The sequence below is a fragment of the Rhizobium sp. BR 250 genome (assembly GCF_047445855.1).
Lineage (GTDB): Bacteria > Pseudomonadota > Alphaproteobacteria > Rhizobiales > Rhizobiaceae > Agrobacterium > Agrobacterium tumefaciens_I.
Map to the genome: position 1 here is coordinate 332,398 of NZ_JARWKW010000004.1, position 23,354 is coordinate 355,751.

Here is a 23,354-nt window from a genome sequence, read left to right on the forward strand (position 1 = left end):
CCATGGACACCACAAGCTTCGACAAGACCAAGACCGAAATCGACGGCCCGATGCACGCTTCGCTGCGGCACGATTCCGCCCACAAGCATGTGACCGGCAGCGCCGAATATATCGATGATATTCCCGAACCCGCCGGCCTCGTCCACGGGGCACTCGGCCTTGCCGACCGTGCCCATGCCGAAATCGTCGCGATGGACCTTTCGGAGGTGGAAGCCACACCCGGCGTATTGTGGGTCATGACCGGTAAGGACGTGCCCGGCGAAAACGACATCTCGTCCGGCGGCCGTCACGACGAGCCGCTGCTGGCCGAGACAAAGGTCGAGTTCCACGGCCAGCCGATCTTCGCGGTCTTCGCCGAAACCCGCGATATCGCCCGCAAGGCCGCCCGCAAGGCGAAGATCACCTATAAGGACCTGCCGCATTTCACCGATATCGATACGGCAATCGAAAATGGCGGCGCGCTCGTCATCGATCCCATGACGCTGAAACGCGGCGATGCGAAACTGGAAATGGATGTCGCACCGCGCCGCCTTACCGGCACGATGCGGATCGGTGGGCAGGAGCATTTTTATCTCGAAAGCCACATCGCCATGGCCGTGCCGGGTGAAGATGACGAGGTGACGCTGTGGAGTTCTACCCAGCATCCAAGCGAAATCCAGCATATCGTCAGCCACATATTGCAGGTGCCGTCCAACGCCGTCACCGTGCAGGTGCGCCGTATGGGGGGCGGTTTCGGCGGCAAGGAAACCCAGGGCAACCAGTTTGCCGCGCTTTGCGCCATCGCCGCCAAGAGGCTGAACCGGGCCGTGAAAATCCGCCCGGACCGCGACGAGGACATGACGGCCACCGGCAAGCGCCATGATTTCCGCGTCGATTACGAACTGGGCTTCGATGAAGAAGGCCGCATCCACGCCGTCGACGCCACCTATGCGGCGCGCTGCGGTTTTTCCTCCGATCTCTCCGGTCCGGTCACGGATCGCGCGCTGTTTCATGCGGATTCCAGCTATTTCTACCCGCATGTGCATCTCACCTCGCGGCCGCTGAAAACCCACACCGTCTCAAACACCGCCTTTCGCGGTTTCGGCGGCCCGCAGGGCATGCTGGGGGCAGAACGTTTCATCGAGGAAATCGCCTATGCCGTCGGCAAGGACCCGCTCGATATCCGCAAGCTGAATTTCTACGGCGAGACCGGCTCCGGTCGCACCACGACGCCCTATCATCAGGAGGTCGAAGACAACATCATCGCTCGCATCGTCGAGGAACTGGAAACCTCCAGCGACTACCGCGCACGACGTGATGCAATCATCGAGTTCAACAAAACCAGCCCGATCATCCGCAAGGGCATCGCGCTCACCCCTGTCAAATTTGGCATCTCCTTCACCATGACCGCCTTCAACCAGGCGGGCGCGCTGGTGCATATCTACAATGACGGCTCCATCCACCTGAACCATGGCGGCACCGAAATGGGTCAGGGCCTTTACACCAAGGTGGCGCAGGTGGTGGCCGATGCCTTCCAGGTGGATATCGGCCGGGTGAAGATAACCGCCACCACGACCGGCAAGGTGCCGAACACCTCGGCCACCGCCGCCTCTTCCGGTTCGGACCTCAACGGCATGGCGGCCTATGACGCCGCCCGTCAAATCCGGGAAAGGCTGGTCAAATTCGCCGCCGAGAACTGGAACGTGCCGGAAGAAGAGGTCGTTTTCCTGCCGAACCGGGTGCGCATCGGGCTTGAGGAAATCGCCTTCAACGATTTCATCAAGAAGGCCTATTTCGCCCGCGTGCAGCTCTCCGCCGCCGGCTTCTACAAGACGCCGAAAATCCACTGGGACCGCGCCGCCGGCCGTGGCACGCCGTTTTATTATTTCGCTTATGGCGCAGCCTGCTCGGAAGTGTCGATCGATACGCTGACCGGCGAATACCTGATGGAGCGCACCGATATCCTCCACGATGTCGGCAAGTCGCTGAACCCGGCCATCGATATCGGCCAGATCGAAGGCGCCTTCGTACAGGGCATGGGCTGGCTGACCACGGAGGAATTGTGGTGGGACGGCAAGGGGCGGCTGCGCACCCACGCGCCTTCCACCTACAAGATCCCGCTCGCCTCCGACCGGCCGAAGAGCTTCAACGTCAGGCTGGCGGAATGGGCGGAAAATGCCGAACCCACCATCGGCCGCTCCAAGGCCGTGGGCGAACCGCCCTTCATGCTGGCGATCTCGGTTCTCGAAGCGCTTTCCATGGCCGTCGCCTCCGTCGCCGATTACAAGGTCTGCCCGCGGCTCGATGCACCGGCAACGCCGGAGCGGGTGCTGATGGCAGTGGAACGACTGAAGAAGGTGTGAGGGGGCCAGCGCCAATGCCTGATACCTCTCTCTCCACTTTCCTCGCCCGCTCCACCCCCGCGATCCTCGTGGAAATCGAAGCCGTCAAAGGCTCCTCACCACGCGAGGCGGGCACCTTCATGCTGGTCTCACAGGATGACTTGTGGGAAACCATCGGCGGCGGCCAGTTCGAATATATGGCGATAGACCACGCCCGCGCCATGCTGCGGGCAGGTGCTGCCGAAGACCGCATGGATATTCCGCTTGGGCCTGAAATCGGCCAGTGCTGCGGCGGGCGCACCCTCATCCGCTTCCGGCTGATAACGGTGGAGATCGCGGCCACTCTCGAAGCAAGGCTGAAGGGCGAAGCCGAACAGCAACCCGCCGTCTTCATTTTCGGGGCGGGCCATGTCGGCAAGGCGCTGGCCCAGAGCCTGTCGCTGCTGCCCCTGACGCTGACGGTGGTGGAAACGCGTGAAAGCGAGCTGCGCGATCTTACCGCGGGCATCGCATCCGTGCTCACCCCCATGCCGGAGGCGCTCGTCGCGAAAATCCCGGCCAATGGTGCGGCCATCATCGTCACCCATGATCACGCGCTCGATTTCCTGATTGCAAAGGAGGCGCTTGCCCGCAACGATCTCGCCTATGTCGGCATGATCGGCTCGAAGACCAAACGCGCCACCTTCGCCCATTGGCTGGCGGATCAGGCAGAGCCTCCTTCCCGCCTTGCGAAGCTCATCTTGCCCATCGGCGGCACCGGCGTCAGGGACAAGCGCCCCGCTGTCATAGCGGCCCTTGTGGCAGCCGAGTTGCTTCAAGCATTTTCTGCCACCGAAACTGGGAATCCCCGCAAGCACCAGCCCGCCCATCCTTGAGGCCGAGATCACGCTTCAACGTGTCAGGCAGGCTTTCATCGGCCAGATTGTCCGGCCGAAAGCTTTCAAAGGCAAATTGCTCCGCTGTCCGCAGACCCGCGCGCAGGCGGGACCACGCGCGCAATAATGCTGTGCGCATGTTCGTCTCCATTCAGAATTTTCAGAAGCTCAGTTGATCTATGAAACTGAAAATGACTTGATTTTTGGATAAAAACCAATGAAACCTTTGGTGGTTAGCATAAAGAGAACTTATCCATGAAGATGTCTCGCCAGTTCCCGCTGAATGCGCTGCGTGTGTTCGATGCCGCAGCCCGGCATCTGAGTTTCACCAAGGCCGGTGAAGAGCTGGGCATGACGCAGACGGCTGTCAGCTATCAGGTGAAGCTGCTGGAGGAAAATATCGGTGAGCCGCTCTTCATCCGCAAAGCGCGGCAGGTCTTACTGACCGAGGCCGGACACAAACTGGCGCCGAGAGTGGCGGAAGCCTTCAACAGCCTGCGGGAGGCCGTCGATACTATTCGCGATACGTCAGATACCACACTGACCATCCATTCCACCGCCACTTTCGCCTCGCGCTGGCTGTCGCGGCATCTGGGCGCCTTCCAGCTCGAGCATCCCTCGATCGCGGTGCGGCTCGACACATCGAGCACATTGATCGATTTTTCGCAGTCCGACTGCGATGTCGCCATTCGATGGAGCCGTGACGATGGCAAGGGGCTGGCCTATCATCAATTGCTGCGCGGCGTTTATACGCCGATGCTGCATCCAAGCCTCGCCGAGACCATCGGCGGATTACACAAGCCGGAAGATCTGCTGCGCCTGCGCATCATCGATCCCGGCGATGTCTGGTGGAGCCAGTGGTTTCGTGAGGTGGGCGTCGAAAATCCGGGGCTTGACCGGTATCCGCGCAGCCGCCTCAATGTGCAGGCCTTCGAAGCCGCCGCGGCAATCGCCAATCAGGGGGTGGCCATGCTCACCCCGGAACTTTATGCCGACGAGATCGCGCTTGGCCGCCTTTACCAACCCTTCGAACACCTCAGCAGCGAAGGCAAGAACTACTGGCTGGTCTATCCCGAAAATCGCAGGAACATCCGCAAGATAAAGCTGTTTCGCGACTGGATATTGAAGCGGATCGAAGAAAGCCATCCGCAGCAACCGCCTCAAAACCCCATGTCCGGCGCATAAAAACAGCGTGGCGTATCCTCATCCGGAAACAGACAGAGATGATATTCGCCGTCCTCGGACCGTCTTGCCTCGCTCTGCGACCAGCTGAAAACGTGACGCCGCGTGACCATGCGGTGATCGCCGGGTGCAAGGGAGACCTCGTAACCGTCGGGCGTGACACGAACGCTGCGTGTGGGGATCATCTGGCAATCACCGGTTTCGGCATCGCCATTGCAGCAATAGCTTTCATATTTGAACCCCTTGTGGGATTCATGGGCAAGTGCTGTGGCGGTGACCGCCAGGAGCAGGAAGAGGACCGTCAGAACAAGGCGCATCGGCATGGTCTCCGTTGAAAACAACGGCGGCTGCCGGAAGATCATTGCGTCCCTTTGTTCAAACTTCACACATCAACACGCACCCGGACACAACGGCACCGGTAACTGCGACACCTGCCCCCTGATCTGCCCCCGCCCCAGGGTTCGCAGCGCCCGCTTTCGGAATAACCGCCAGCGAAACATGTCATGGAAGCCCTGCGCACCGGCCCGAAAATCAGAAGCGATTTTCAACAGGAATGATGCGCCCGTTAAAGGCTGGAGCGTCCTTTGCCATCCTTTCGGATGGGAGGAGCGCTCCAAGGCTCCACAGCCTTATATTTTAGCACATCGGCAGGCTGCACAAAGGATAATAGCTGAGTCGCCTTACCCAGCTAAGCACAAACTATGCGACAGGAAACGTTCACTGCAACTTTACCGCGCCAACACCCGCATATCCTCCACTCGAAACGAGATTGCGGACACAAACGCAGCAGATTGTGAACAATCATCCCCTCCCCTCTGCTTTTCCCTTTCCTATCAGTCAAATTTCTCGCAAGGTGCGCTGCACAAGGATCAGGGGAACCGCATGTACGAATACGCCATTGCGTGGGAATGGATGGCCTTTGCCGTCCGCTGGCTCCACGTCATCACCGCCATTGCCTGGATCGGCTCATCCTTTTATTTCATCGCGCTCGATCTCGGGCTGGTCAAACGCCCGGATATGCCACCGGGGGCCTATGGCGAGGAATGGCAGGTGCATGGTGGAGGCTTTTACCACATCCAGAAATATCTGGTGGCACCTGCCCAGATGCCCGAGCACCTGACATGGTTCAAATGGGAAAGCTACGTCACCTGGCTGTCCGGCTTCGCCATGCTCTGCATCGTTTATTATGGCGGCGCGGATCTCTTCCTCATCGACCATTCGGTGCTGGCGCTCACCCAGTTCCAGGCCATCTGTCTGTCGCTGGCATCGCTCGCCATCGGCTGGCTGTTTTATGATTTTCTCTGCAAATCGCCGCTCGGCAACAATACATGGGGCCTGATGATCGTGCTCTATGTCACGCTGGTGGCGATGGCGTGGGGTTATACGCAGGTCTTCACCGGCCGTGCCGCCTTCCTGCATCTCGGTGCGTTTACCGCCACCATCATGTCGGCCAACGTGTTCTTCATCATCATCCCGAACCAGAAGATTGTTGTCGCAGACCTGATTGCCGGGCGCACGCCGGACCCGAAATATGGCCGCATCGCCAAGCAGCGTTCGCTGCATAACAACTACCTGACGCTGCCCGTCATCTTCTTCATGCTGTCGAACCATTATCCGCTGGCTTTCGCCACGCAGTTCAACTGGATCATCGCGGCACTCGTCTTCCTGATGGGCGTCACCATCCGTCACTGGTTCAACACCACCCATGCCCGCAAGGGCAAGCCGACATGGACCTGGCTTCTCACCGCGCTGATCTTCATCGTCATCATGTGGCTTTCCACCGTGCCGAAGGTGCTGACCGGCGAGGAGGAGCAGAAAGCGGCGACGCTTTCGCCAATGCAGCAGCAATTCGTCAGCGACGCCCATTTTACCAAGGCGCGCGATGTGGTTCAGGGCCGCTGTTCCATGTGCCATGCGGCCGAGCCGGTGTGGGAGGGCGTGCCCTTCACGCCCAAATCGGTGAAGCTCGAAACCGACGAACAGATCGCCGCCCACGCCCGCGAAATCTATTTGCAAGCCGGCCGCAGCCATGCCATGCCTCCCGGCAACATCACAGCCATCACCCCGGATGAGCGCAAGGTACTGACCGCCTGGTATGAAAGCGCGGTTTCCGGGGCAGGAAAAGCCGAAGGAAAGACTGAATGAGCATGGTTCTGCTGCGTGGCCGCCTGCTGAGCTTCCGCCGCGCGCCGCTCTCGATCGACGATACACAAAGCTATCTCTATATCGAGGATGGCGGCCTGCTTCTCGAAAACGGCAGGATTGCCGCCATCGGCGAATACGCCGATATTCGCAAGCAAGCCCCCGAAGACATTGAGGAAAAGGACCACCGGCCGCACCTCATCGTGCCGGGTCTGATCGACATGCACCTGCATTTCCCGCAGATGCAGGTCATCGGCTCCTATGCCGCCAACCTGCTGGAATGGCTGAACACTTATACCTTCCCGGAAGAATGCCGTTTCGTCGAAACCGCCCATGCTCAGCGCATCGCCACGCATTTTTACGACGAGCTGCTGCGCCACGGCACCACCACGGCCGCCGCCTATTGCTCCGTGCACAAGACATCCGCCGACGCCTTTTTTACTGAGGCCATGAAGCGCAACATGCTGATGGTGGGCGGCAAGGTGATGATGGACCGCAACGCCCCGCAGGGCCTCCTGGACACGCCGGAAACCTCCTATGACGAGACGCGCCAGGTCATCGCCGACTGGCACGGCAAGGGCCGCAACCACGTCGCCATCACCCCCCGTTTCGCCATCACCTCCACCCCGAAGCAGATGGAAGCCGCACAGGCGCTGGCGCAGGAATTTCCCGATCTCTTCATCCAGACGCATCTGTCCGAAAATCTGGACGAGATCAAATATACCTGCGAGCTTTACCCCGAGGCGACCGACTATACCGATATCTATGTGCGCTACGACCTGATGGGCAACAAGACCCTGCTCGGCCACGCCATCCACCTCTCCGAGCGCGAGGCGGACGTGCTGTCGGAAACCGGCGCTGTGGCGGTGCATTGCCCCACTTCGAACCTCTTCATCGGCTCCGGCCTGTTCCCGATGAAAAAGCTGCAGCGGCGTGAAAAACCTGTTCGTATCGCGGTTGCGACCGATATCGGCGGCGGATCGAGCTATTCCATGCTGCGCACCATGGATGAGGCCTACAAGATCCAGCAATTGCAGGGCGAACGCCTCAACCCCTTGGAAAGCTGGTATCTGATGACGCGCGGCAACGCCGAAGCGCTTTCGATGGTCGACCGCATCGGCACGCTCGATGCCGGCACGGATGCCGACATCACCGTGCTGAACGCCTCCTCCACGCCCGCCATGGCGCTGAAGATGGAAGTGGTGAAAAGCCTGACGGAAGAGCTGTTCCTGATGCTGACCATGGGCGACGATCGTACCGTGGTGGAGACCTATGTGGCCGGGCGGGCGATGAAGAGCGTGCTGGCATAGTTCGGCTGGGGCCGAAACATAAAGCTGCCAACTCGTTTACATCCGTCACATATTGGATCGAGCGGATGCCGCCTTCTTCTTCTCCCCACCGGGGAGAAGGTGGCCCGAAGGGTCGGATGAGGGGGCAATGTTGCCGAATATCTCTACCCTCGCCCCCTCATTCCGCTGCCGCGACCTTCTCCCCGGTGGGGAGAAGAAACAAGCTGCACTCGCTCGATTCTCAATGAATGCCCGACGCCGTCCCGGCCGAAATGCCAATGACCTCTGGAGTACCCCGTGCCGGATTTGGACATAACCACCATACTCATGGTTTTTGCCACCTTCACCGTCGCGGGCATCGTCAAGGGCGTGACCGGCATGGGGCTGCCCACGGTCGCCATGGGCGTGCTCGGCCTTTTCATGCCGCCAGTCGCCGCCGCAGGGCTGCTTATCCTGCCCTCCTTCATCACCAATATCTGGCAATTGCTGGCCGGGCCGGATTTCAGGGCCATCGTCTCGCGGCTGTGGCCGATGATGATCGCCATTGCCGCCGGCACCCTCATCGGCATCCGGCTGATGACATCAGGCAGCGGCGTCTGGACCACCTCGGCGCTCGGCCTGTGCCTTGCGGCCTACGCGGCCTACAGCCTTTTTGCGAGACCGATCTCGGTTCCGACAAAGCTGGAGCCGAAACTCTCCCCGGCCATAGGGCTGGCGACCGGCCTTCTGACCGGCGGCACCGGAATTTTCGTCGTGCCCGCCGTTCCCTATATCCAGTCGCTCGGTTTCAGCCGTGATGATCTGGTGCAGGCGCTCGGCCTTTCCTTCACCGTTTCGACCATCGCGCTCGCCGCCGGCCTTGCCTCGCAGAATGCTTTTCACATCGAGCATCTGTCGCTTTCCGGGCTCGCCATCCTGCCGGCACTTCTCGGCATGTGGTTCGGGCAGCAGATACGCCATATCGTCAGCCCGGCGACATTCCGACGCTGGTTCCTCATCTGCCTGCTTCTGCTGGGGACAGAGCTGTTCCTGCGGGCTTTCTGGAGCTGAAGTCGCGTCGATTTTGGTGTCGCAATTGCCACATCCATGTTATGTGAAGCCATCATTCAAATGTGAAGGCTTTATCCATGGGCAAAATCCTGACCATAGCGGACCTGAAAAATCAGGCCCAGCGCCGTGTGCCAAAAATGTTTTTCGACTACGCCGACAGTGGCGCATGGACGGAAGGCACTTACCGCGCCAATGAGGAGGATTTTTCCAACATAAAGCTGCGTCAGCGCGTGCTGGTCGACATGACCGACCGGTCGCTTGCCACCGAAATGGTCGGCGCGAAAGTCTCGATGCCGGTGGCGCTCTCCCCCACCGGGCTGACCGGCATGCAGCACGCCGATGGCGAGATGCTGGCGGCACAAGCGGCTGAGGAATTCGGCGTGCCCTTCACGCTTTCCACCATGAGCATCTGCTCCATAGAGGATGTCGCCTCCGTCACCTCCAGACCCTTCTGGTTCCAGCTTTACGTGATGAAGGACCGGGATTTCGTCAACAATCTGATCGACCGCGCCAAGGCCGCCGGATGCTCGGCACTGGTGCTGACGCTCGACCTGCAAGTCCTCGGCCAGCGCCACAAGGATCTGCGCAACGGCCTGTCCGCGCCGCCGAAATTCACCCCGAAACATATCTGGCAGATGGCGACGCGGCCCAAATGGTGCCTCGACATGGCGCGCACCAAGCGCCGCAGCTTCGGCAACATCGTTGGCCACGCCAAGAATGTCTCCGACCTCTCATCTCTCTCTTCCTGGACGGCGGAGCAGTTCGATCCGCGCCTGTCGTGGAAGGATGTCGAATGGATCAAGCAGCGCTGGGGCGGCAAGCTGATCCTCAAGGGCATCCTTGACGAGGAAGATGCACGCGCCTCGCTCGATACCGGCGCCGATGCGATCATCGTCTCCAACCATGGCGGCCGGCAGCTCGATGGCGCCCATTCCTCCATCGCCATGCTGCCGAAAATCGTCGACGCCGTGGGCGACAGGGTTGAAGTCCACCTGGATGGCGGCATCCGCTCCGGTCAGGATGTGCTGAAAGCGGTCGCACTGGGCGCCAAGGGCACCTATATCGGCCGCCCCTTCCTTTATGGCCTCGGTGCGGATGGCAAACAGGGCGTGACGACGGCGCTGGAGATCATCCGCAAGGAGATGGATATCAGCATGGCGCTTTGCGGCAAGCGGCTGATTAAGGATGTGGATCGCAGCATTCTGGCGTGATGTCAGAAAGACGGAATCTCAGATATAGGCGCCATAGACTGCAAACATCTCTACCGTCATGCCGGACTAGATCCGGTATCCAGCCACGGCGTGTCTGCGCCGTGAGGAAGAGTCTTTCGCGATCAAAGACTTGATCGCACTGGACCCCGGATCAGGTCCGGGGTGACGGCGTGCGGATGCTGATCCCGCATACACCCCGCCTTATCAATGCCCCACCGTCTTCGAAAACACGTTCACGATCACCACCCCCGTCACAATGAACCCGAGACCGACAACGGCAGCGAGGTCCAGCGTCTGGCGGAACACGAAATAGCCAATCCCGGAAATCAGCACGATGCCGAGCCCGCTCCAGATCGCATAGGCGACACCGACGGGAATGGCGCGCAGCGTGAATGACAGCAGATAAAAGGCCGCGCCGTAAAACAACGCCATCAGCACCGTCGGCAAGAGCCGGGTGAATTGCTGCGACTGCTGCAGGAAGGAGGTCGCGATGACCTCGCAGATGATGGCCGCGACAAGCGCCCCATAGGTAAAAAATGCCGCGTTCATCGTTCCGTTTCCCTTTTCGTCTGGGCGATCATCCGGGCCTTGAGAGCCGCCCTGTCGCCACCTGCCCTGCCGTCTTCGGCCAGAAGATCGGCAAACCATATGCCGTCCGCCGCAAGCCGCACCAATTCCAGTATCACCCCGTCATCCGTTTCTTTATGACGGGCAAGGCGCGCCTCGAACCAGCCGGTCCACATGCGCCGAAGTGATGGCTCGCCGACCATCGACACGGATAGCGCAGCCCATTGCCGGCCCGATTCCCGGTCACGATCGGCAAAGACCGCGTTCACATAGGCCCGCGTGAAGCTCCCGTAAGCTTCACAATCCTGTGAGACAAACGCGTCGATTTCCGCATCCAGCGCCGAAAGAAGGTCCGTCATCACCGCTTCCAGCAGCACCTGCTTGGACGCGAAATGATGGAACAGGCCGCCCTTGGTCACCCCTGCCGCATCCGCCACCGCCTGCACCGAAAGTGCGGCAACTCCCTGATCGGCAGCAAGTTTCGCCGCGCAATCGAGAAGATTGCGGCGCACGATCTCGGGCTGCTTCTTGCGTTCATGTGCATTTGTCATGGTTACAAACATACCGGACGGATGGTTTCTTTTCAAGGAAATTGTGGAGGCGACCGGCGGGTTGAAATTCATACTTAATTAAGCATGAAAACGATCTCTAAAGTTTTAGCGGTTTTGTTGCCGGAAAGTGTCAGTAACAATTGTCCCGTTGCGGCAATCGAACGAAAAGGGGTGGACAATGGCGGGAACGCTCAAACGGGGAATGGCGGGCGCATGGGTCTTCGCACTCGCCTTCCTTTGCGCGATCCTTTCGCTGCATGCGTCGCCAGCGCAGGCCGGTTACGCCCATTTCATCATGGATGCCAATACGGGCAAGGTTCTGGCCGCCCGTAATGCCGACGTACTGAACCACCCCGCATCACTCACCAAGATGATGACGCTTTACATGACCTTCGAGGCGCTGCATGCCGGCCGGCTTCGCTGGGACCAGAAGATAAAGATGTCGAAGAATGGCGCCTCCACCATTCCCTCGAAGCTTTACGTACGGCAGGGCCAGACCTTCACCGTGCGCGAGGCCGTCTATGGCATGATCGTCAAATCCGCCAATGACATGGCCGAAGGCATGGGCGATCATCTCGGCGGCTCCGAGGCGCGCTTTGCCGAAATGATGACGCGGAAGGCCCGCCAGCTCGGCATGTCGAAGACGGTGTTCCGCAACGCTTCCGGCCTGCCCAGCAAATCGCAGGTGACAACGGCGCGCGACATGGCCAAGCTCGGCCTGGCGCTGCAGCGGGACTTTCCCAAGGAATACGGCCTCTTCGCCATGAAATCCTTCAGTTTCCGGGGAAAACGCATCCGCGGCCATAACAATCTGATGTATCGTTATCAGGGCATGGACGGCATCAAGACCGGCTACACCAATGCCTCCGGCTTCAACGTCGTCAGCGCTATCAACCATAATGGCCGCCGCGTCGTCGGCGTCGTGCTGGGTGGCAAGACCGCCCGCAGCCGCGATGCCCAGATGGCGGCCCTGCTCGACAAGGCCGTGCCGCAGGCATCGAGGAGCCGCAATACCGAACAGCTCGTCGCCAGCGCCAATGTCAGCCGCACCTTCGATGTGGCCGCCGCCGTGCCGCCCGCTTCCGCGCGCCCCACATCCGCGCCCCCTACGTCCGTGCCCCCTACTACGTCCGTACCATTGCCGATGTTCGCCGAACGCCGCGCCGACCCGGTTGCCATGCAGATTGCCTCCGCCAACAACCAGATGGCCGACATGATGCAGGTCTCCGCCATTCCGAAACCTGCTCCCGCCGCTGCTGCGACCGGCCAGAGAAGCCGTTGGGAAGTGCAGATTGCCGCGACCGACAGCGAAGCCGCCGCCCGCTCGCTGCTTGCCAACGCCCGCTCCAACATCGGAAACTATGCCGGGATCGCCCCCTATACCGAGGCCGTGCAAAGCGGATCGGCAACGCTTTACCGCGCCCGTTTCACCGGCTTCGAAGACCAGTCTTCGGCGGTTTCGGCCTGCAAGGAGCTGAAGGCGCAATCCTATGCCTGCGTGGTGATGACCAGCGAGGGGTGATTCAGCGCTTGAGCCACCCGTTCGTCAGCGCATCGGCGAGATAGGGAATGCCGTTGACCCGCGCCATTTCCGACATGGCCAGATTGTCGTAGCGGATATTCCGGAAATAGACCTGCCAGCCACGCCCGGTCTCCTCCAGCACAGCATAGGTGGCGAGCGGATGCCCGGCCTCGACATGATGGTCGAAAGGCGTGTCATCCTTCCAGCCGGGGCAACCGACACTGCCGGGATTGACGATCAGCCGGCCATCGGAAAGCTGCACCGCGCGGGGAATATGGGTATGGCCACACAGCATCAGCGGCTGGGTGATACCTTCCGCCCTCTCCTCGATTTCGGCGAGAGGCCGCAGTTTCAGCACGCCTTCCGGCGATAGCGTTTCCAGCCAGTAGTCAAGATCGCCGCGCGGCGAACCATGGCAGCAATAGGCGACATCCTTGAACACCATGCTGAAGGGCAGCGTCTGCAGCCAGTCCAGATGCGCGGCGGTGAGCTGCGCATGCGCCGGCCGTTCCCAGCTGCCCATATCCTCCGGCGCGCGCTCGATCAGTTCCCGGTCATGATTACCGCGAATGCTCGGTATCCAGTTGCCGACCAGCACGTCGCCGGTAAAACCCGCCTCCAGCGGACCGCTGAAACAATCACCGAGATTGACGATGTCCGTGATGCCTTGCTTCGCAATATCCTCCAGCACGGCTTCCAGTGCTGCGCAGTTTCCGTGAATATCGGCGATGGCGGCAAAGATCATAACGGTCAGCTTCCTCGATAGGTGGAATAGCTATAAGGCGAAAGCAGGAGCGGCACATGATAGTGACCGCCTTCATCGGCAATGCCGAAGCGGATGGGGATGATGTCAAGAAAGGCCGGTTCCGCCAATTGAACGCCCCTGCCGCGCAGATAATCGCCGGCATGGAAAACCAGCTCATAGTCTCCGGCCTTGAAACTGTCTCCGACAAGCAGCGGCCCGCCATCGACCCGGCCATCGCTATTGGTCTTCACCGTTTTCAGCTTCTCGCGCCGATCGCCGGAGAGCCGGTAAAGCTCGATCGTCAGTCCCTCGGCGGGCGTGCCATGGGCGGTGTCGAGGACATGGGTTGTCAAACCGGTCATAGGCTGGGCTCCGCGATCATGAAGGACTCATTGAAAAAATACTCTTCGAGATTGTTACCCGGCCCATCGCGGTCGGCAACCAGAAAATCCGAAACCGCCTGCAACGGCATCAGCGGATAATGCCAGACATTGCGGCGGTAATTCACGCCCTGATCACCCCGCGCCAGAAACACCTGCGGCCGGGCGGGCCTGCCGCCCTCATCTTCCGCGACGACGACGAGAAAAGGCCGGCCGGAGAGCGGCGAAAAACTCTGGCTGCCGAGCGGATGCCGCTCCATCATGTCGATCTTGTGCGGGAAGACGCGTGGCTGCCCCCGAAAGATGTTGAGAATGATGCGCGCGCCCTCGCCCGCCGCCTCCGGCGTGGCAAGCGCATGATGCCGCTCGGTCTGGCCGCCGTTGATATGCCGCATGGAAGAGGGGGTTGTTTCAATCACATCACCGAAGGATGCGAATGCCTCTTTGGTGAGAGGCCGTATCTCGAGAAAATCAGTCAAATGTCATTCACCTTGGGCATGCCGGTTTCGAAGAAGGGCAAGACGCATCTGCAAATCGGGAATGCTCTCTGTGATGGTTTTCCACACGACCGAGAGTTCCGCACGAAAATAGTCGTGCACGATCAGATTACGCATACCCTTCATTTTCAGCCACGGGATTTCCGGATGCTGCTGCGAGAAAGCTGGGTCATGTTTGTCGAGTTTGGCAACCGCTTCGCCAATCAGGGCGAGGCCCATCATCACCGCCATCTGGGTACGTATATCGGTGGCGAAAGTTGCTTCATCCATACCGCGAATGAAATCAGCGATTCGCGTGGCGGCAACATCCATTTCCTTCAGGTAGAGCAGGAGCCGTTCCACACTCATACTGCCTTCGCTTCCTTTAAAACACGGGCGCGGATATCCGAATGCAAACCGCCTGCGGTAACGATATCGACCTCGATCCCGAGCAACCCCTTAAGTTCCTCCACCAAACCGCCAAGGTCGAACAATGTCGTGCCCGGCAGCGCATCCACCAGAATATCAAGATCGCTGTCCGGCCGGTCCTCGCCGCGCGCCACGGAGCCGAACACGCGCGGGTTTGCCACGTTGAAGCGCTTCGTCGCTTCGCGGATCGCTTCCCTGTTCTTTTCCAGCACCTCGGACGGTCGCATGATCTTTGTCTCCAGACGGCGCGATTCTAGCAGAACGGCCCCTACACGCCAATTCAGCCTTCCGGCAGCATCGAGGAAAGGCGCAGCCAGGCGATCTTTTCCACCTGCGCCGTTGCGGTTGCGAATTCTTCTGCCGCGTCATTGCCGATGCGGGTCTCGAAAGCGGAGAGAATATCGTGCCTGTTCAGGCCCTTGACCGCGATGATGAAGGGAAAACCGAATTTCTCGGTATAGGCGCTGTTCAGCTGGGTGAACCGTGCATGTTCCTCAGGCGAAAGCCGATCGAGCCCGGCGCCGGCCTGTTCGTTGCGGCTGTCGGCGGTCAGTTCGCCCGCAATCGCCAGCTTGCCGGCGAGATCAGGATGCGCCCGCAGGACGCCAAGCCTTTCCGCCTCGGAAGCCGCACGGAACTGCGCGCAAAGAGCCGCGTGAACCGCCTTCGCCGTCAGTTCCAGGCCTGCTCCGCCAGCATCGTAAGCTCGTTCGGCAATGAAAGGCGAATGTTCAAACACACCACCGAAACGGGTAACAAATTCCTCGCGCGTCACCATCAAAGCGTCTCCGGCTTGTGATGTTCATGCCAATGGCGGGCGATTTCGATACGCTGCGGGATCCACACCTTCTCGTGACCAAGCACATATTCGATGAAACGGCGCAGCGCCGCGGCCCGGCCCGGCCGGCCGACAAGGCGGCAATGCAGGCCGACGCTCATCATCTTCGGCGCGCCCTCGACACCCTCCTGGTAAAGCACGTCGAATGCATCCTTCAGATAGGTGAAGAACTGATCGCCGGAATTGAAACCCTGCGGCGTGGCGAAACGCATGTCGTTAGTTTCAAGCGTATAGGGAATGATCAAGAACGGCTCATCACCCACGCCCTTCACCCAATAGGGCAGATCGTCGGCATAGGAATCCGAGGAATAAAGGAAACCGCCCTCCTCCATGACGAGGCGCAGCGTATTGTCGGATGGCTTGCCCTGATACATGCCGTAGGGACGTTCGCCCGTCAGCTCGGCATGCAGGCGCACCGCCTCGATGATGTGCTTTCGCTCTTCCTCTTCGGAGAAATCCTTGTACTCCAGCCAGCGATAACCGTGGCTGGCGATTTCCCAGCCCGCTTCCTTCATGGCGGCGACAGCCTCGGGGTTACGGGCCATGGCGGCGGTCACGCCATAAACAGTGGTGGTGACTCCAAGACCCGTAAACATGCGCCACAGCCGCCAGAAACCGGCGCGCGAGCCATATTCGTAGATCGATTCCATGTTCAGGTTGCGCTGGCCGGGCCAGGGCTGGGCACCGACGATTTCCGACAGCAGCGATTCCGACGCCTTGTCATTGTCGAGGATGCAGCTTTCGCCGCCCTCCTCGTAGTTGATGACGAATTGCACGGCGATGCGCGCGCCGCCCGGCCATTTCGGATCGGGAACGTTGCGGCCATAGCCCACCAGATTGCGGGAGTAATTTTCGGAAATCATTCAGCCACCCAGACCATCTCTCCCGAGGCAGAAGCCAGTTTCGGGAGGCATAAAACAGACCTCCGAAGCGCGACAACCCGGAACGGCCGACACGCGCTTCAGATATGCGATATCCGAACGGTAGCATCCGCATCCGGAATGTCGAGATCAATCTTGCCGACATTCCGATGCTTTTTTGTATACGATTGCGATGGTGTGCTCTTCAGGCAATCTTTCGGGCGGAAACGCGGCCCATGGGATGCAGCGAATGCACGCGGAAAGGCGCACCGGGCTCATCCTCGATAAAAAGCGCCAGGCTGGAAAATTGCAGCGACCGGGTGAGCAAGGGCTCGAAAACCTTGCGCACGGCCCGCTCGATCCGCTGGCTGCTGGAGGGTTCCACACCGCCCGTCAGCGACATCTGGAAACGGAACTCATCCATCACGTGCGGGCTGCCCCAGCGATGCAGATTGGTGAGCTGCGAGGCCGAAAGCCGGTCCGGATCCGCACGCTCGATTTCCGCCTCGGAGAGCGGCGCACGGTAACGGTCGAATTCCTGCACCACGCGGGCCGCAAAGAAATGCAGTACTTCACAGGGACGCTCGGGAACGAGGCTGAAGACATTGTCATGCCTTGCCACCACCAGTTGCGGCAGCGTGAACGGATCCTGCCTGCCTGAAAAATACATCAGGTCGCGCAGCAACGCCGCCTCGGAGTGGCCCTCGGCAAGGCGGAAGGGGGCCTTGATGGTGCCATGGAAACCGTAACGGCGCGGCAGGGCCGTATGGTAGGAGATCTCCTGCATGCCGAGATCGATCATGCCCGGCGGCTCCACCGCATGACCGGAATAGGCATCGCGCCCCAACCACGCGGCGGCAGCCTGCGTCAGGGGGTCATTGGGGGAAGGCGTGAAATGAATGGCGTATCGCATGCGCTGTCACCTCGCCGCAAATGCGGACAAACCGGCCTCTTTGCAGGCCAGCAAATAAGTGATTTGCGTGACAGATTAACGACGTAAGCGGCCTAATCAGAACTTTCTAAAGTCCGCGACGGCAATACTCACGTGTTCTTGAACGCGAAAGCTGGAGGGCACCGCGGGCTCCTTCCCGCACACGGCCTGCAGCGCCGCATCGGCAAGAAAATGGGCAAGACCGAAGCTAACCTTGAAACCGCCCGACAGCGCAACGAGCTTCGGATGGCCGGTGATCGCCCCCACCATCGGGTCCCTGCCCACCGCCTTCGGGCGCAGGCCGGCCCAGCGTTCGAGCACCGGCGCGTTGCCAAGCGATGGCACGATGGCACAGGCATCGGCGAGCAGTTTTTCGAGTTTCTCGTCGGTATTGAAAGGATCGGAAAAACAATCTTCGCTGGTACTGCCAATCGCAACGGTGCCATCCTCATGCGGCACGATATAAAGACCGTTGAGAAAGACGACCGGCATGGCCGGGTCAACAGCGGCATCAAGAAGCGCCGCCTGCCCCTTCACCGCCTGCCCGAGCACGACACCCGCTTCCAGCCCGAGAGCATCACGGATCAGGGGAAAGGAAGTGTGGCCGTTGGCGACCACGACATGGCCGAAGCTTATCTTGTCTCCCGAAGACAACACCGCCCGCCCGGCATCCGCATCAAGGGAAACGACGCGGCAACCTTCCGCCACCTGCACATGCCGCGCCTTGTGGAGAAAGGCCGAGAGCAGCGCGATCATGGCGCGTGGTGACACCCGCGCCGCCAGCGTATCGAAAACGAAACCCGCCTCGCCCGCCGCATCCTCCACCCAGCCTGCAACCGACGGCCTGTCGCCGACATGCCAATGGAACCGGCGCTCGCCCGATCGCCAGTTTTCCTCCGCATCCCGCTCATGCCGCTCGGCGATGGTGCGCAGATGTGGCCTGGGCAGTGGAATGATCCGGCCGCATCGGCGATAACCGGCGGAAAGCCCGGTTTCCGCCTCCAGCCGCTCAATCTCCTCCTCAAGCGCGATGAGAGCATCGAACTGGAACTGCTTCTTGTCCGACCAGCGATCCGGCATATGCGGCATCAAGGCGCCCAGAAGCCCGCCGCTCGCGCCGCCACCCAGACGGTCAGCCTCCACCAGGAGCGTATCGATGCCGAGCCGTTCCGCCTTCACCGCAGCCCACAGGCCCATGATGCCGCCACCGACGATGAGGAGCGGCACGGAAGGCGGCAAAGATGTTCTTGGTGATTGACCCTGTTCGAAAGCAGGATTATCGGCTTTAGCCATGAAAAATTCCAACGACACTATCAGAGAGACCGGCGCAGAGCCCGGTCCAGCGACCGGGGAACACCAGACGTCGCTCGACTGGCGTGACGGGGATATGCCCTATTCACTGGCCTTTGACGATCATTTTTATTGCCAGACGGATGGCAGGCTGGAATGCGGCCATGTCTTCCTGTCCGGAAACGGGCTACCGCAACGCTGGCTGGAACGGGAAGGTGTCTTCCGCATCGGCGAGCTGGGCTTCGGCACCGGCCTCAATCTCTGCGAGACCTGGCGGCAATGGAAAGAGGTCCGCAACGGCCGCTCCACGCTGCATTTCATCTCCTTCGAACTCTACCCGATGAAGGCGGACGAGATCGACCGCGCACTTTCCCGCTGGCCGGAAGTGGACGCCGAACGCAAGGCGCTCGTCGCCCGCTGGCCGGCCGAACCGCAAGGCCGGGTGGAGATCGAACTGGATGATGCGACGCGCCTGACCGTGGTCTGCGGTGAGGCGCTCACCGGTATTTCCAATAGCGGGGAAAGCTTCGACGCCTGGTTTCTCGACGGCTTCGCACCGGCGCGTAACCCGGACATGTGGTCACTGGAGATCATGCAGGCGCTTTTCGCGAAAACGGCACCGCAGGGCACATTCGCCACCTATGCCGCCGCCGGTTTCGTCCGCCGCAACCTCATCGCCGCCGGTTTTGACCTCGAACGACGTAAGGGGTTTGCCGGAAAAAGAGAGATGCTCTGCGGCACCAGGCCCTCCGCCTGAAGCATTTTCACAAGCCGCCGACGCGACCCGCATACAGCGTCACACGCCCGGCGCGTCCCGGCGCGGCATGTCGCCCCCCAGCCATTGCGCGATCTTGTCCTCGAGAATTTCGGGGCTGATGGGCTTCGACAGATAATCATCCATGCCCGCCTGCAGGCAGAGTTCGCGGTCCGCCTCCTGCGTATGGGCGGTGACGCCGACGATCGGCACATGCCGGCCATCGGCCGCGGCCTGTTCGGCGGCGCGAATGGCGAGCGTCGCCTGATGGCCGTTCATCACCGGCATGGAGACATCCATCAGGATGAGGGCGGGATTATACTCCTCCCACGCCTGAACGGCCTTCTTGCCATTGCCGACGATCAAAAAGCGCAAACCCGCCTGCTGCAGGATCTGGGTGAAGACAATCTGGTTGACGTCGTTATCCTCGGCCACCAGCACATCGAGAAGGCACGGCCGGCTGCGGTCGGGAGCCGTGGCCGGAACTTCGGCCCGTTGTTTCCTTTCGGCGGTTCGGCTATCAGGCCGGTTTCCTCGACCGTTGGCTTCCCCCGCAAACGAATGCGGCCGCGTTCGCTTCAGCCGCACATCACGCACCACGTCGAACAGCGTGGAACGCAGCAGCCGCGCCCGCGCCGGCTTCATCAGATGCGCCTGCACGTTGAGATCGGTGAACAGCGTCTCGTCGCCGACGACATCCATCGAGGTCAGGAAAACAATGGCGATATCGTCAAAGCGCGCATCCGCCCGAATCCGCTCCACCACGTCCAGCCCGTTCATGACCGGCATATGATAATCGAGGATGATGGCGTCGATGGCAAAACCGAGGGACACTGCTTCCTGCAGCACGGCGATGCCGGAGCGCCCATCCTCCACCGCATGGCCGTCTATGCCCCAGCTTCGCAGCTGTTCCGTCAGGATACGGCGGTTGACGTCGTTATCGTCGATGACGAGCACCCGGATATCTTCGATCGGCACGGAAAGCGGCGGCGCGTCCCGCCGTCGTTCCGTCACCTGAAACGGAATATTGACCTCGAAGGCGGAGCCCTTGCCGACTTCGCTGACGACATTGATCTTGCCGTCGAACAGGCCTACGAGGCCGACCGTGATCGCCAGCCCCAGCCCCGTTCCCTCATGGCGCCGTGTCGCCGAGCCATCGACCTGGCTGAACTTGTCGAAAATCGTTTCCAGCTTGTCGACCGGGATGCCGATGCCGCTGTCTTCCACACGCAGCGACAGAAGCGTCTCCGAGGCTTCCGCCGACTGCGCCGAAAGCTCGACCAGCACATGCCCCGTTTCCGTGAACTTGACGGCATTTCCGACGATATTCGTGACAACCTGGCGGAAACGGCCGGCATCGCCGATGACCTTGCCGGAGACCGAGGCATCGATGCGGACGATCAGCTCGATGTCCTTTTCCAGCGCCGCCGAGGAAAGGAGCGAGACCACATCCTCCACCGCTTCCGCGGGATCAAAAGGCACGCTGCGCAGCTTCATCTGCCCGGCCTCGATCTTGGAGAAATCGAGAATGTCGTTGATGATCGTCAAAAGCGCATTGCCGGATTTGACGATGATGTCGGTAAAGGTCTTCTGGCGCGTGTCGAGCTTGGACTTGGCCAGAAGCTCCGCCATGCCGAGCACGCCATTCATCGGCGTGCGGATTTCATGGCTCATATTGGCCAGAAATTCCGATTTGGCCCGATCCGCCGCTTCCGCACGGGAAAGCAGCCGCTGCAACTCCTCCTCGCGCATCTTCATCTCGGTCACATCCGTGACGATGATGAGCCAGTAATTGCCGGAACTGTTGGTGGCTTCCAGGTTGAGCCAGGTTTTTCCGGCAGCATGGACAAGCCAGGAAAACGGCCTGTTGGCCGCGATATTCTCTCTCCAGACCCGCAGCGTCTCACCGGCCTCCGCGGCCGAGCCAAAATCGCCACGCCCGGCGCAATGGGCAAAGAAGCCGGCCCAGTTGCGGCCCTGTTCCAGCAGATGCGGCGGCACCTCGAACATCCGTGCCATCGCCTCGTTGGACATGATGATCGTGCCCTCTTCGACCAGCACCAGCCCCTGCGCCATGGCGCGCGTGGCGCCCTGCATATATTCGCCGACGCGCTCCAGTTCCGCCTTCGCCTTGCTGATCTCATCGTCGCGCATGCGCACGTCGGTCACATCGGCATAGGTGCTGAGGATCTTCCCGCCTTCGAGGCGGGTTTTCGAAATGACGGTGACCTTGCCGCTTTTGCTGCGCACCTCGCGGGGGGCGAGGACCGCATCTTCGGCCAGCCGCTGCACCCGCTCGTCATAGACCTCCTCGAAGGACCTGCCGCCATAATCGTAAAGGCCGCTGTCGAAATTCATCTCCATGAATTCGCGATAGCTCTTGCCGACAAGCGACTTCTCGCCACCGATCTCACCCCAGACCTGGTAGAAGAACGGATTGACATATTCGATGACGAGATCGGCGTTGAGCAGAAGCACGCCCACCGGCAAGGCGCGGAGAACCGCCTGGAGCTGCCGGTGCAACGCCTCGGCTTCGGCCTGCGCGGCGATCAGCGCCTTTTCCCGGTCCTGCAGCAGACTGACATCAGTCACCGAACCCACCAGATAATATTCATCGTCGGGCGTTGCGACCCGGCCGAGCCGGGTGATGATGGGAACGGTACTGCCATCCGAAAGCTGAACGTTTGCCGTCCTTTCAATAGACTCCCCGGTTTGCAGAATATGCTCGTTTTCCCGCTGGAACTGCGGCCCCTCCTCCGGAAACATCTCGCATTCGGTCTTGCCGATAAGATCGGCAAGGTTGCCATCCAGAAATTTCTCGTAGGCCGCATTGGCAAAGGTCAGGCGCCGGTCCTGATCACGCAGGAACACCGCCACCGGCAATTGTTCCAGTGCGGCGCGCAGCGACCAGGTTTCGCGGATCTGCGAGCTCAAAAGCGTCTCATGCGCCTTGAACTCGGTCACATCGATACGCAGCCCCACGAGCATGCCGTTTTCCAGCCGCTTGTTGACCATTCGCACCCAGCGGCCATCGGCGAATTGCTCCACCCTTTCCAGATAGGGCAGGGAAAAATCCCGTAACTGTTCCTGCATCCAGCCTTCGAAGGCCGGATCGTCTTCTTGCGCGTCACGGTAACCGCTCGAAAAATAGAGCGCCTCCATCAGCGCCTCGAGCCGGATGCCGGGCTTCAGCTCGACGCCGAAAGCGCTGTAAAATTCCGCAAAACGGGCATTGCAGTAGACCAGCCGGTTTTCCCGGTCGTAAATAACGATGCCGGCGTCGATGAAATCGATCACGCCGCTGTTGAACAGCAGGTCCGCCGTATCGCCGGCGGGAGGCGCCCGCTCCAGAACGGCGGATGGCATCTCTTCAAACACTTCGAACAGGAAAAGATTGCCGTCATCGCCGGTAAAACGCTCGCAACGGAGCGTGTGCGGCACCTGGGAACCCGTGACATGGCAGGCAATCATCTCATCGGTGGCGAAGACCAGCGCGCGGCGCTCCCTGTCCTCACGCTCGGCATCGCGAATATCGCCGGAAAGGGAAAGGCTGGTGTGGCCTTCAAAGGCGGCAGGCGCACGCCCCATGGCCCGGCCATAAGCGGCATTGACCACGATATAATGCAGCTCGCTGTCCTTGATGCACGCGGGCAGGTCCAGGGCGGCCACGGCCCTGCACGCCTTTTCCAGCAACCCGCAGCCTTCGGTCAATCGATACTCCACACCCTGCAGCCCACCTCAGTCGAATCAAATATTTTCGGACGCCGTCGCAAAAACGTTATGTGAGAAAATCTATTTTTGCTATGTATCCAACGGTCTCGTTACCCTTTTTTAACCACAATTCTTCGCTTGCGCGCGCACCGCTCCGGCAGTCACCGGTCACTGGTACGCATGGCTGCCATGCGCCGGCTGGCGGCGGCGTTACAAAACTATCGCTTGAC

General features: G+C 60.5%; 22 protein-coding genes. 9 read left to right on the forward strand and 13 right to left on the reverse strand.

Going from position 1 to position 23,354, the window contains the following annotated elements:
• Positions 1-2 precede the first annotated feature (2 nt).
• The 3 genes from xdhB to QD336_RS08975 all read left to right on the forward strand — a co-directional run bounded on the left by xdhB (position 3) and on the right by QD336_RS08975 (position 4,381).
• Positions 3-2,342, forward strand: coding sequence for a xanthine dehydrogenase molybdopterin binding subunit (xdhB, locus tag QD336_RS08965; RefSeq protein WP_499170306.1), 2,340 nt, complete (start codon positions 3-5; stop codon positions 2,340-2,342).
• 14 nt (positions 2,343-2,356) lie between these two features.
• Entirely contained in the window at positions 2,357-3,196 is an 840-nt protein-coding gene (gene xdhC, locus QD336_RS08970; protein ID WP_269340423.1) for a xanthine dehydrogenase accessory protein XdhC, read from the forward strand.
• Between the two features lie 255 nt (positions 3,197-3,451).
• Complete coding sequence (locus tag QD336_RS08975; RefSeq protein ID WP_269340421.1) at positions 3,452-4,381, forward strand: LysR substrate-binding domain-containing protein; 930 nt, start codon at positions 3,452-3,454, stop codon at positions 4,379-4,381.
• Here QD336_RS08975 and QD336_RS08980 read toward each other — a convergent pair.
• Positions 4,357-4,695 (reverse strand): hypothetical protein, encoded by a 339-nt coding sequence (locus QD336_RS08980; protein ID WP_269340419.1) that lies wholly within the window; start codon positions 4,693-4,695, stop codon positions 4,357-4,359. The genes QD336_RS08975 and QD336_RS08980 overlap by 25 nt on opposite strands.
• A 565-nt stretch (positions 4,696-5,260) precedes the next feature.
• On the opposite strand from QD336_RS08980, the gene puuD reads away from it, so the two are divergent.
• The 4 genes from puuD to QD336_RS09000 all read left to right on the forward strand — a co-directional run bounded on the left by puuD (position 5,261) and on the right by QD336_RS09000 (position 10,070).
• A complete protein-coding gene (gene puuD, locus QD336_RS08985) occupies positions 5,261-6,523 on the forward strand; it encodes a urate hydroxylase PuuD (RefSeq protein ID WP_499170308.1) in 1,263 nt (420 codons plus the stop codon).
• On the forward strand, positions 6,520-7,830 hold the full coding sequence (gene guaD / locus QD336_RS08990; RefSeq protein ID WP_499170310.1) for a guanine deaminase: 1,311 nt from the start codon (positions 6,520-6,522) through the stop codon (positions 7,828-7,830). Before puuD ends, guaD begins: the two co-directional genes overlap by 4 nt.
• 306 nt (positions 7,831-8,136) lie before the next feature.
• The gene (locus tag QD336_RS08995; protein WP_499170366.1) at positions 8,137-8,859 is read left to right on the forward strand and encodes a sulfite exporter TauE/SafE family protein; all 723 of its coding nucleotides are present in this window, start codon (positions 8,137-8,139) and stop codon (positions 8,857-8,859) included.
• A gap of 77 nt (positions 8,860-8,936) precedes the next feature.
• Complete coding sequence (locus QD336_RS09000) at positions 8,937-10,070, forward strand: alpha-hydroxy acid oxidase (RefSeq protein ID WP_499170312.1); 1,134 nt, start codon at positions 8,937-8,939, stop codon at positions 10,068-10,070.
• 204 nt (positions 10,071-10,274) lie between these two features.
• Here QD336_RS09000 and QD336_RS09005 read toward each other — a convergent pair whose 3' ends face one another.
• On the reverse strand, positions 10,275-10,619 hold the full coding sequence (locus QD336_RS09005; protein WP_269340413.1) for a DMT family transporter: 345 nt from the start codon (positions 10,617-10,619) through the stop codon (positions 10,275-10,277).
• A complete protein-coding gene (locus QD336_RS09010; protein WP_499170314.1) occupies positions 10,616-11,200 on the reverse strand; it encodes a TetR/AcrR family transcriptional regulator in 585 nt (194 codons plus the stop codon). Before QD336_RS09010 ends, QD336_RS09005 begins: the two co-directional genes overlap by 4 nt.
• A gap of 190 nt (positions 11,201-11,390) precedes the next feature.
• Between QD336_RS09010 and QD336_RS09015 the strand changes: the two genes are divergently transcribed.
• A complete protein-coding gene (locus tag QD336_RS09015) occupies positions 11,391-12,710 on the forward strand; it encodes a serine hydrolase (protein ID WP_499170367.1) in 1,320 nt (439 codons plus the stop codon).
• 1 nt (position 12,711) lies between these two features.
• Here the strand turns inward: QD336_RS09015 and QD336_RS09020 are convergent, their stop codons facing one another.
• The 9 genes from QD336_RS09020 to QD336_RS09060 form a co-directional block, all read right to left on the reverse strand.
• Positions 12,712-13,455: a metallophosphoesterase family protein gene (locus tag QD336_RS09020; RefSeq protein WP_499170316.1), complete on the reverse strand. Its 744-nt coding sequence runs from the start codon at positions 13,453-13,455 to the stop codon at positions 12,712-12,714.
• Between the two features lie 5 nt (positions 13,456-13,460).
• Entirely contained in the window at positions 13,461-13,817 is a 357-nt protein-coding gene (uraH, locus tag QD336_RS09025) for a hydroxyisourate hydrolase (protein WP_499170317.1), read from the reverse strand.
• The gene (locus QD336_RS09030) at positions 13,814-14,314 is read right to left on the reverse strand and encodes an ureidoglycolate lyase (protein ID WP_499170319.1); all 501 of its coding nucleotides are present in this window, start codon (positions 14,312-14,314) and stop codon (positions 13,814-13,816) included. The genes uraH and QD336_RS09030 overlap by 4 nt, the downstream gene beginning before the upstream one ends.
• A gap of 3 nt (positions 14,315-14,317) precedes the next feature.
• Positions 14,318-14,680, reverse strand: coding sequence for a HepT-like ribonuclease domain-containing protein (locus tag QD336_RS09035; RefSeq protein WP_269340404.1), 363 nt, complete (start codon positions 14,678-14,680; stop codon positions 14,318-14,320).
• A complete protein-coding gene (locus tag QD336_RS09040) occupies positions 14,677-14,967 on the reverse strand; it encodes a nucleotidyltransferase family protein (protein ID WP_269340403.1) in 291 nt (96 codons plus the stop codon). Before QD336_RS09040 ends, QD336_RS09035 begins: the two co-directional genes overlap by 4 nt.
• Positions 14,968-15,020: 53 nt before the next feature.
• A complete protein-coding gene (gene uraD, locus QD336_RS09045; RefSeq protein WP_269340401.1) occupies positions 15,021-15,518 on the reverse strand; it encodes a 2-oxo-4-hydroxy-4-carboxy-5-ureidoimidazoline decarboxylase in 498 nt (165 codons plus the stop codon).
• Entirely contained in the window at positions 15,518-16,441 is a 924-nt protein-coding gene (puuE, locus tag QD336_RS09050; RefSeq protein WP_269340400.1) for an allantoinase PuuE, read from the reverse strand. The genes uraD and puuE overlap by 1 nt, the downstream gene beginning before the upstream one ends.
• Positions 16,442-16,643: 202 nt before the next feature.
• Positions 16,644-17,351 carry a DUF1045 domain-containing protein gene (locus tag QD336_RS09055; RefSeq protein ID WP_269340398.1) on the reverse strand — a complete coding sequence of 236 codons (708 nt, stop codon included), beginning with the start codon at positions 17,349-17,351 and terminating at the stop codon, positions 16,644-16,646.
• A 96-nt stretch (positions 17,352-17,447) separates the two neighbouring features.
• Positions 17,448-18,662 (reverse strand): NAD(P)/FAD-dependent oxidoreductase, encoded by a 1,215-nt coding sequence (locus QD336_RS09060; protein ID WP_499170321.1) that lies wholly within the window; start codon positions 18,660-18,662, stop codon positions 17,448-17,450.
• On the opposite strand from QD336_RS09060, the gene mnmC2 reads away from it, so the two are divergent.
• Positions 18,661-19,416, forward strand: coding sequence for a tRNA (5-methylaminomethyl-2-thiouridine)(34)-methyltransferase MnmC2 (mnmC2, locus tag QD336_RS09065; RefSeq protein ID WP_269340394.1), 756 nt, complete (start codon positions 18,661-18,663; stop codon positions 19,414-19,416). The genes QD336_RS09060 and mnmC2 overlap by 2 nt on opposite strands.
• Positions 19,417-19,455: 39 nt before the next feature.
• Here mnmC2 and QD336_RS09070 read toward each other — a convergent pair whose 3' ends face one another.
• Positions 19,456-23,124: a PAS domain-containing hybrid sensor histidine kinase/response regulator gene (locus QD336_RS09070; protein WP_499170322.1), complete on the reverse strand. Its 3,669-nt coding sequence runs from the start codon at positions 23,122-23,124 to the stop codon at positions 19,456-19,458.
• Positions 23,125-23,354: the final 230 nt, after the last annotated feature.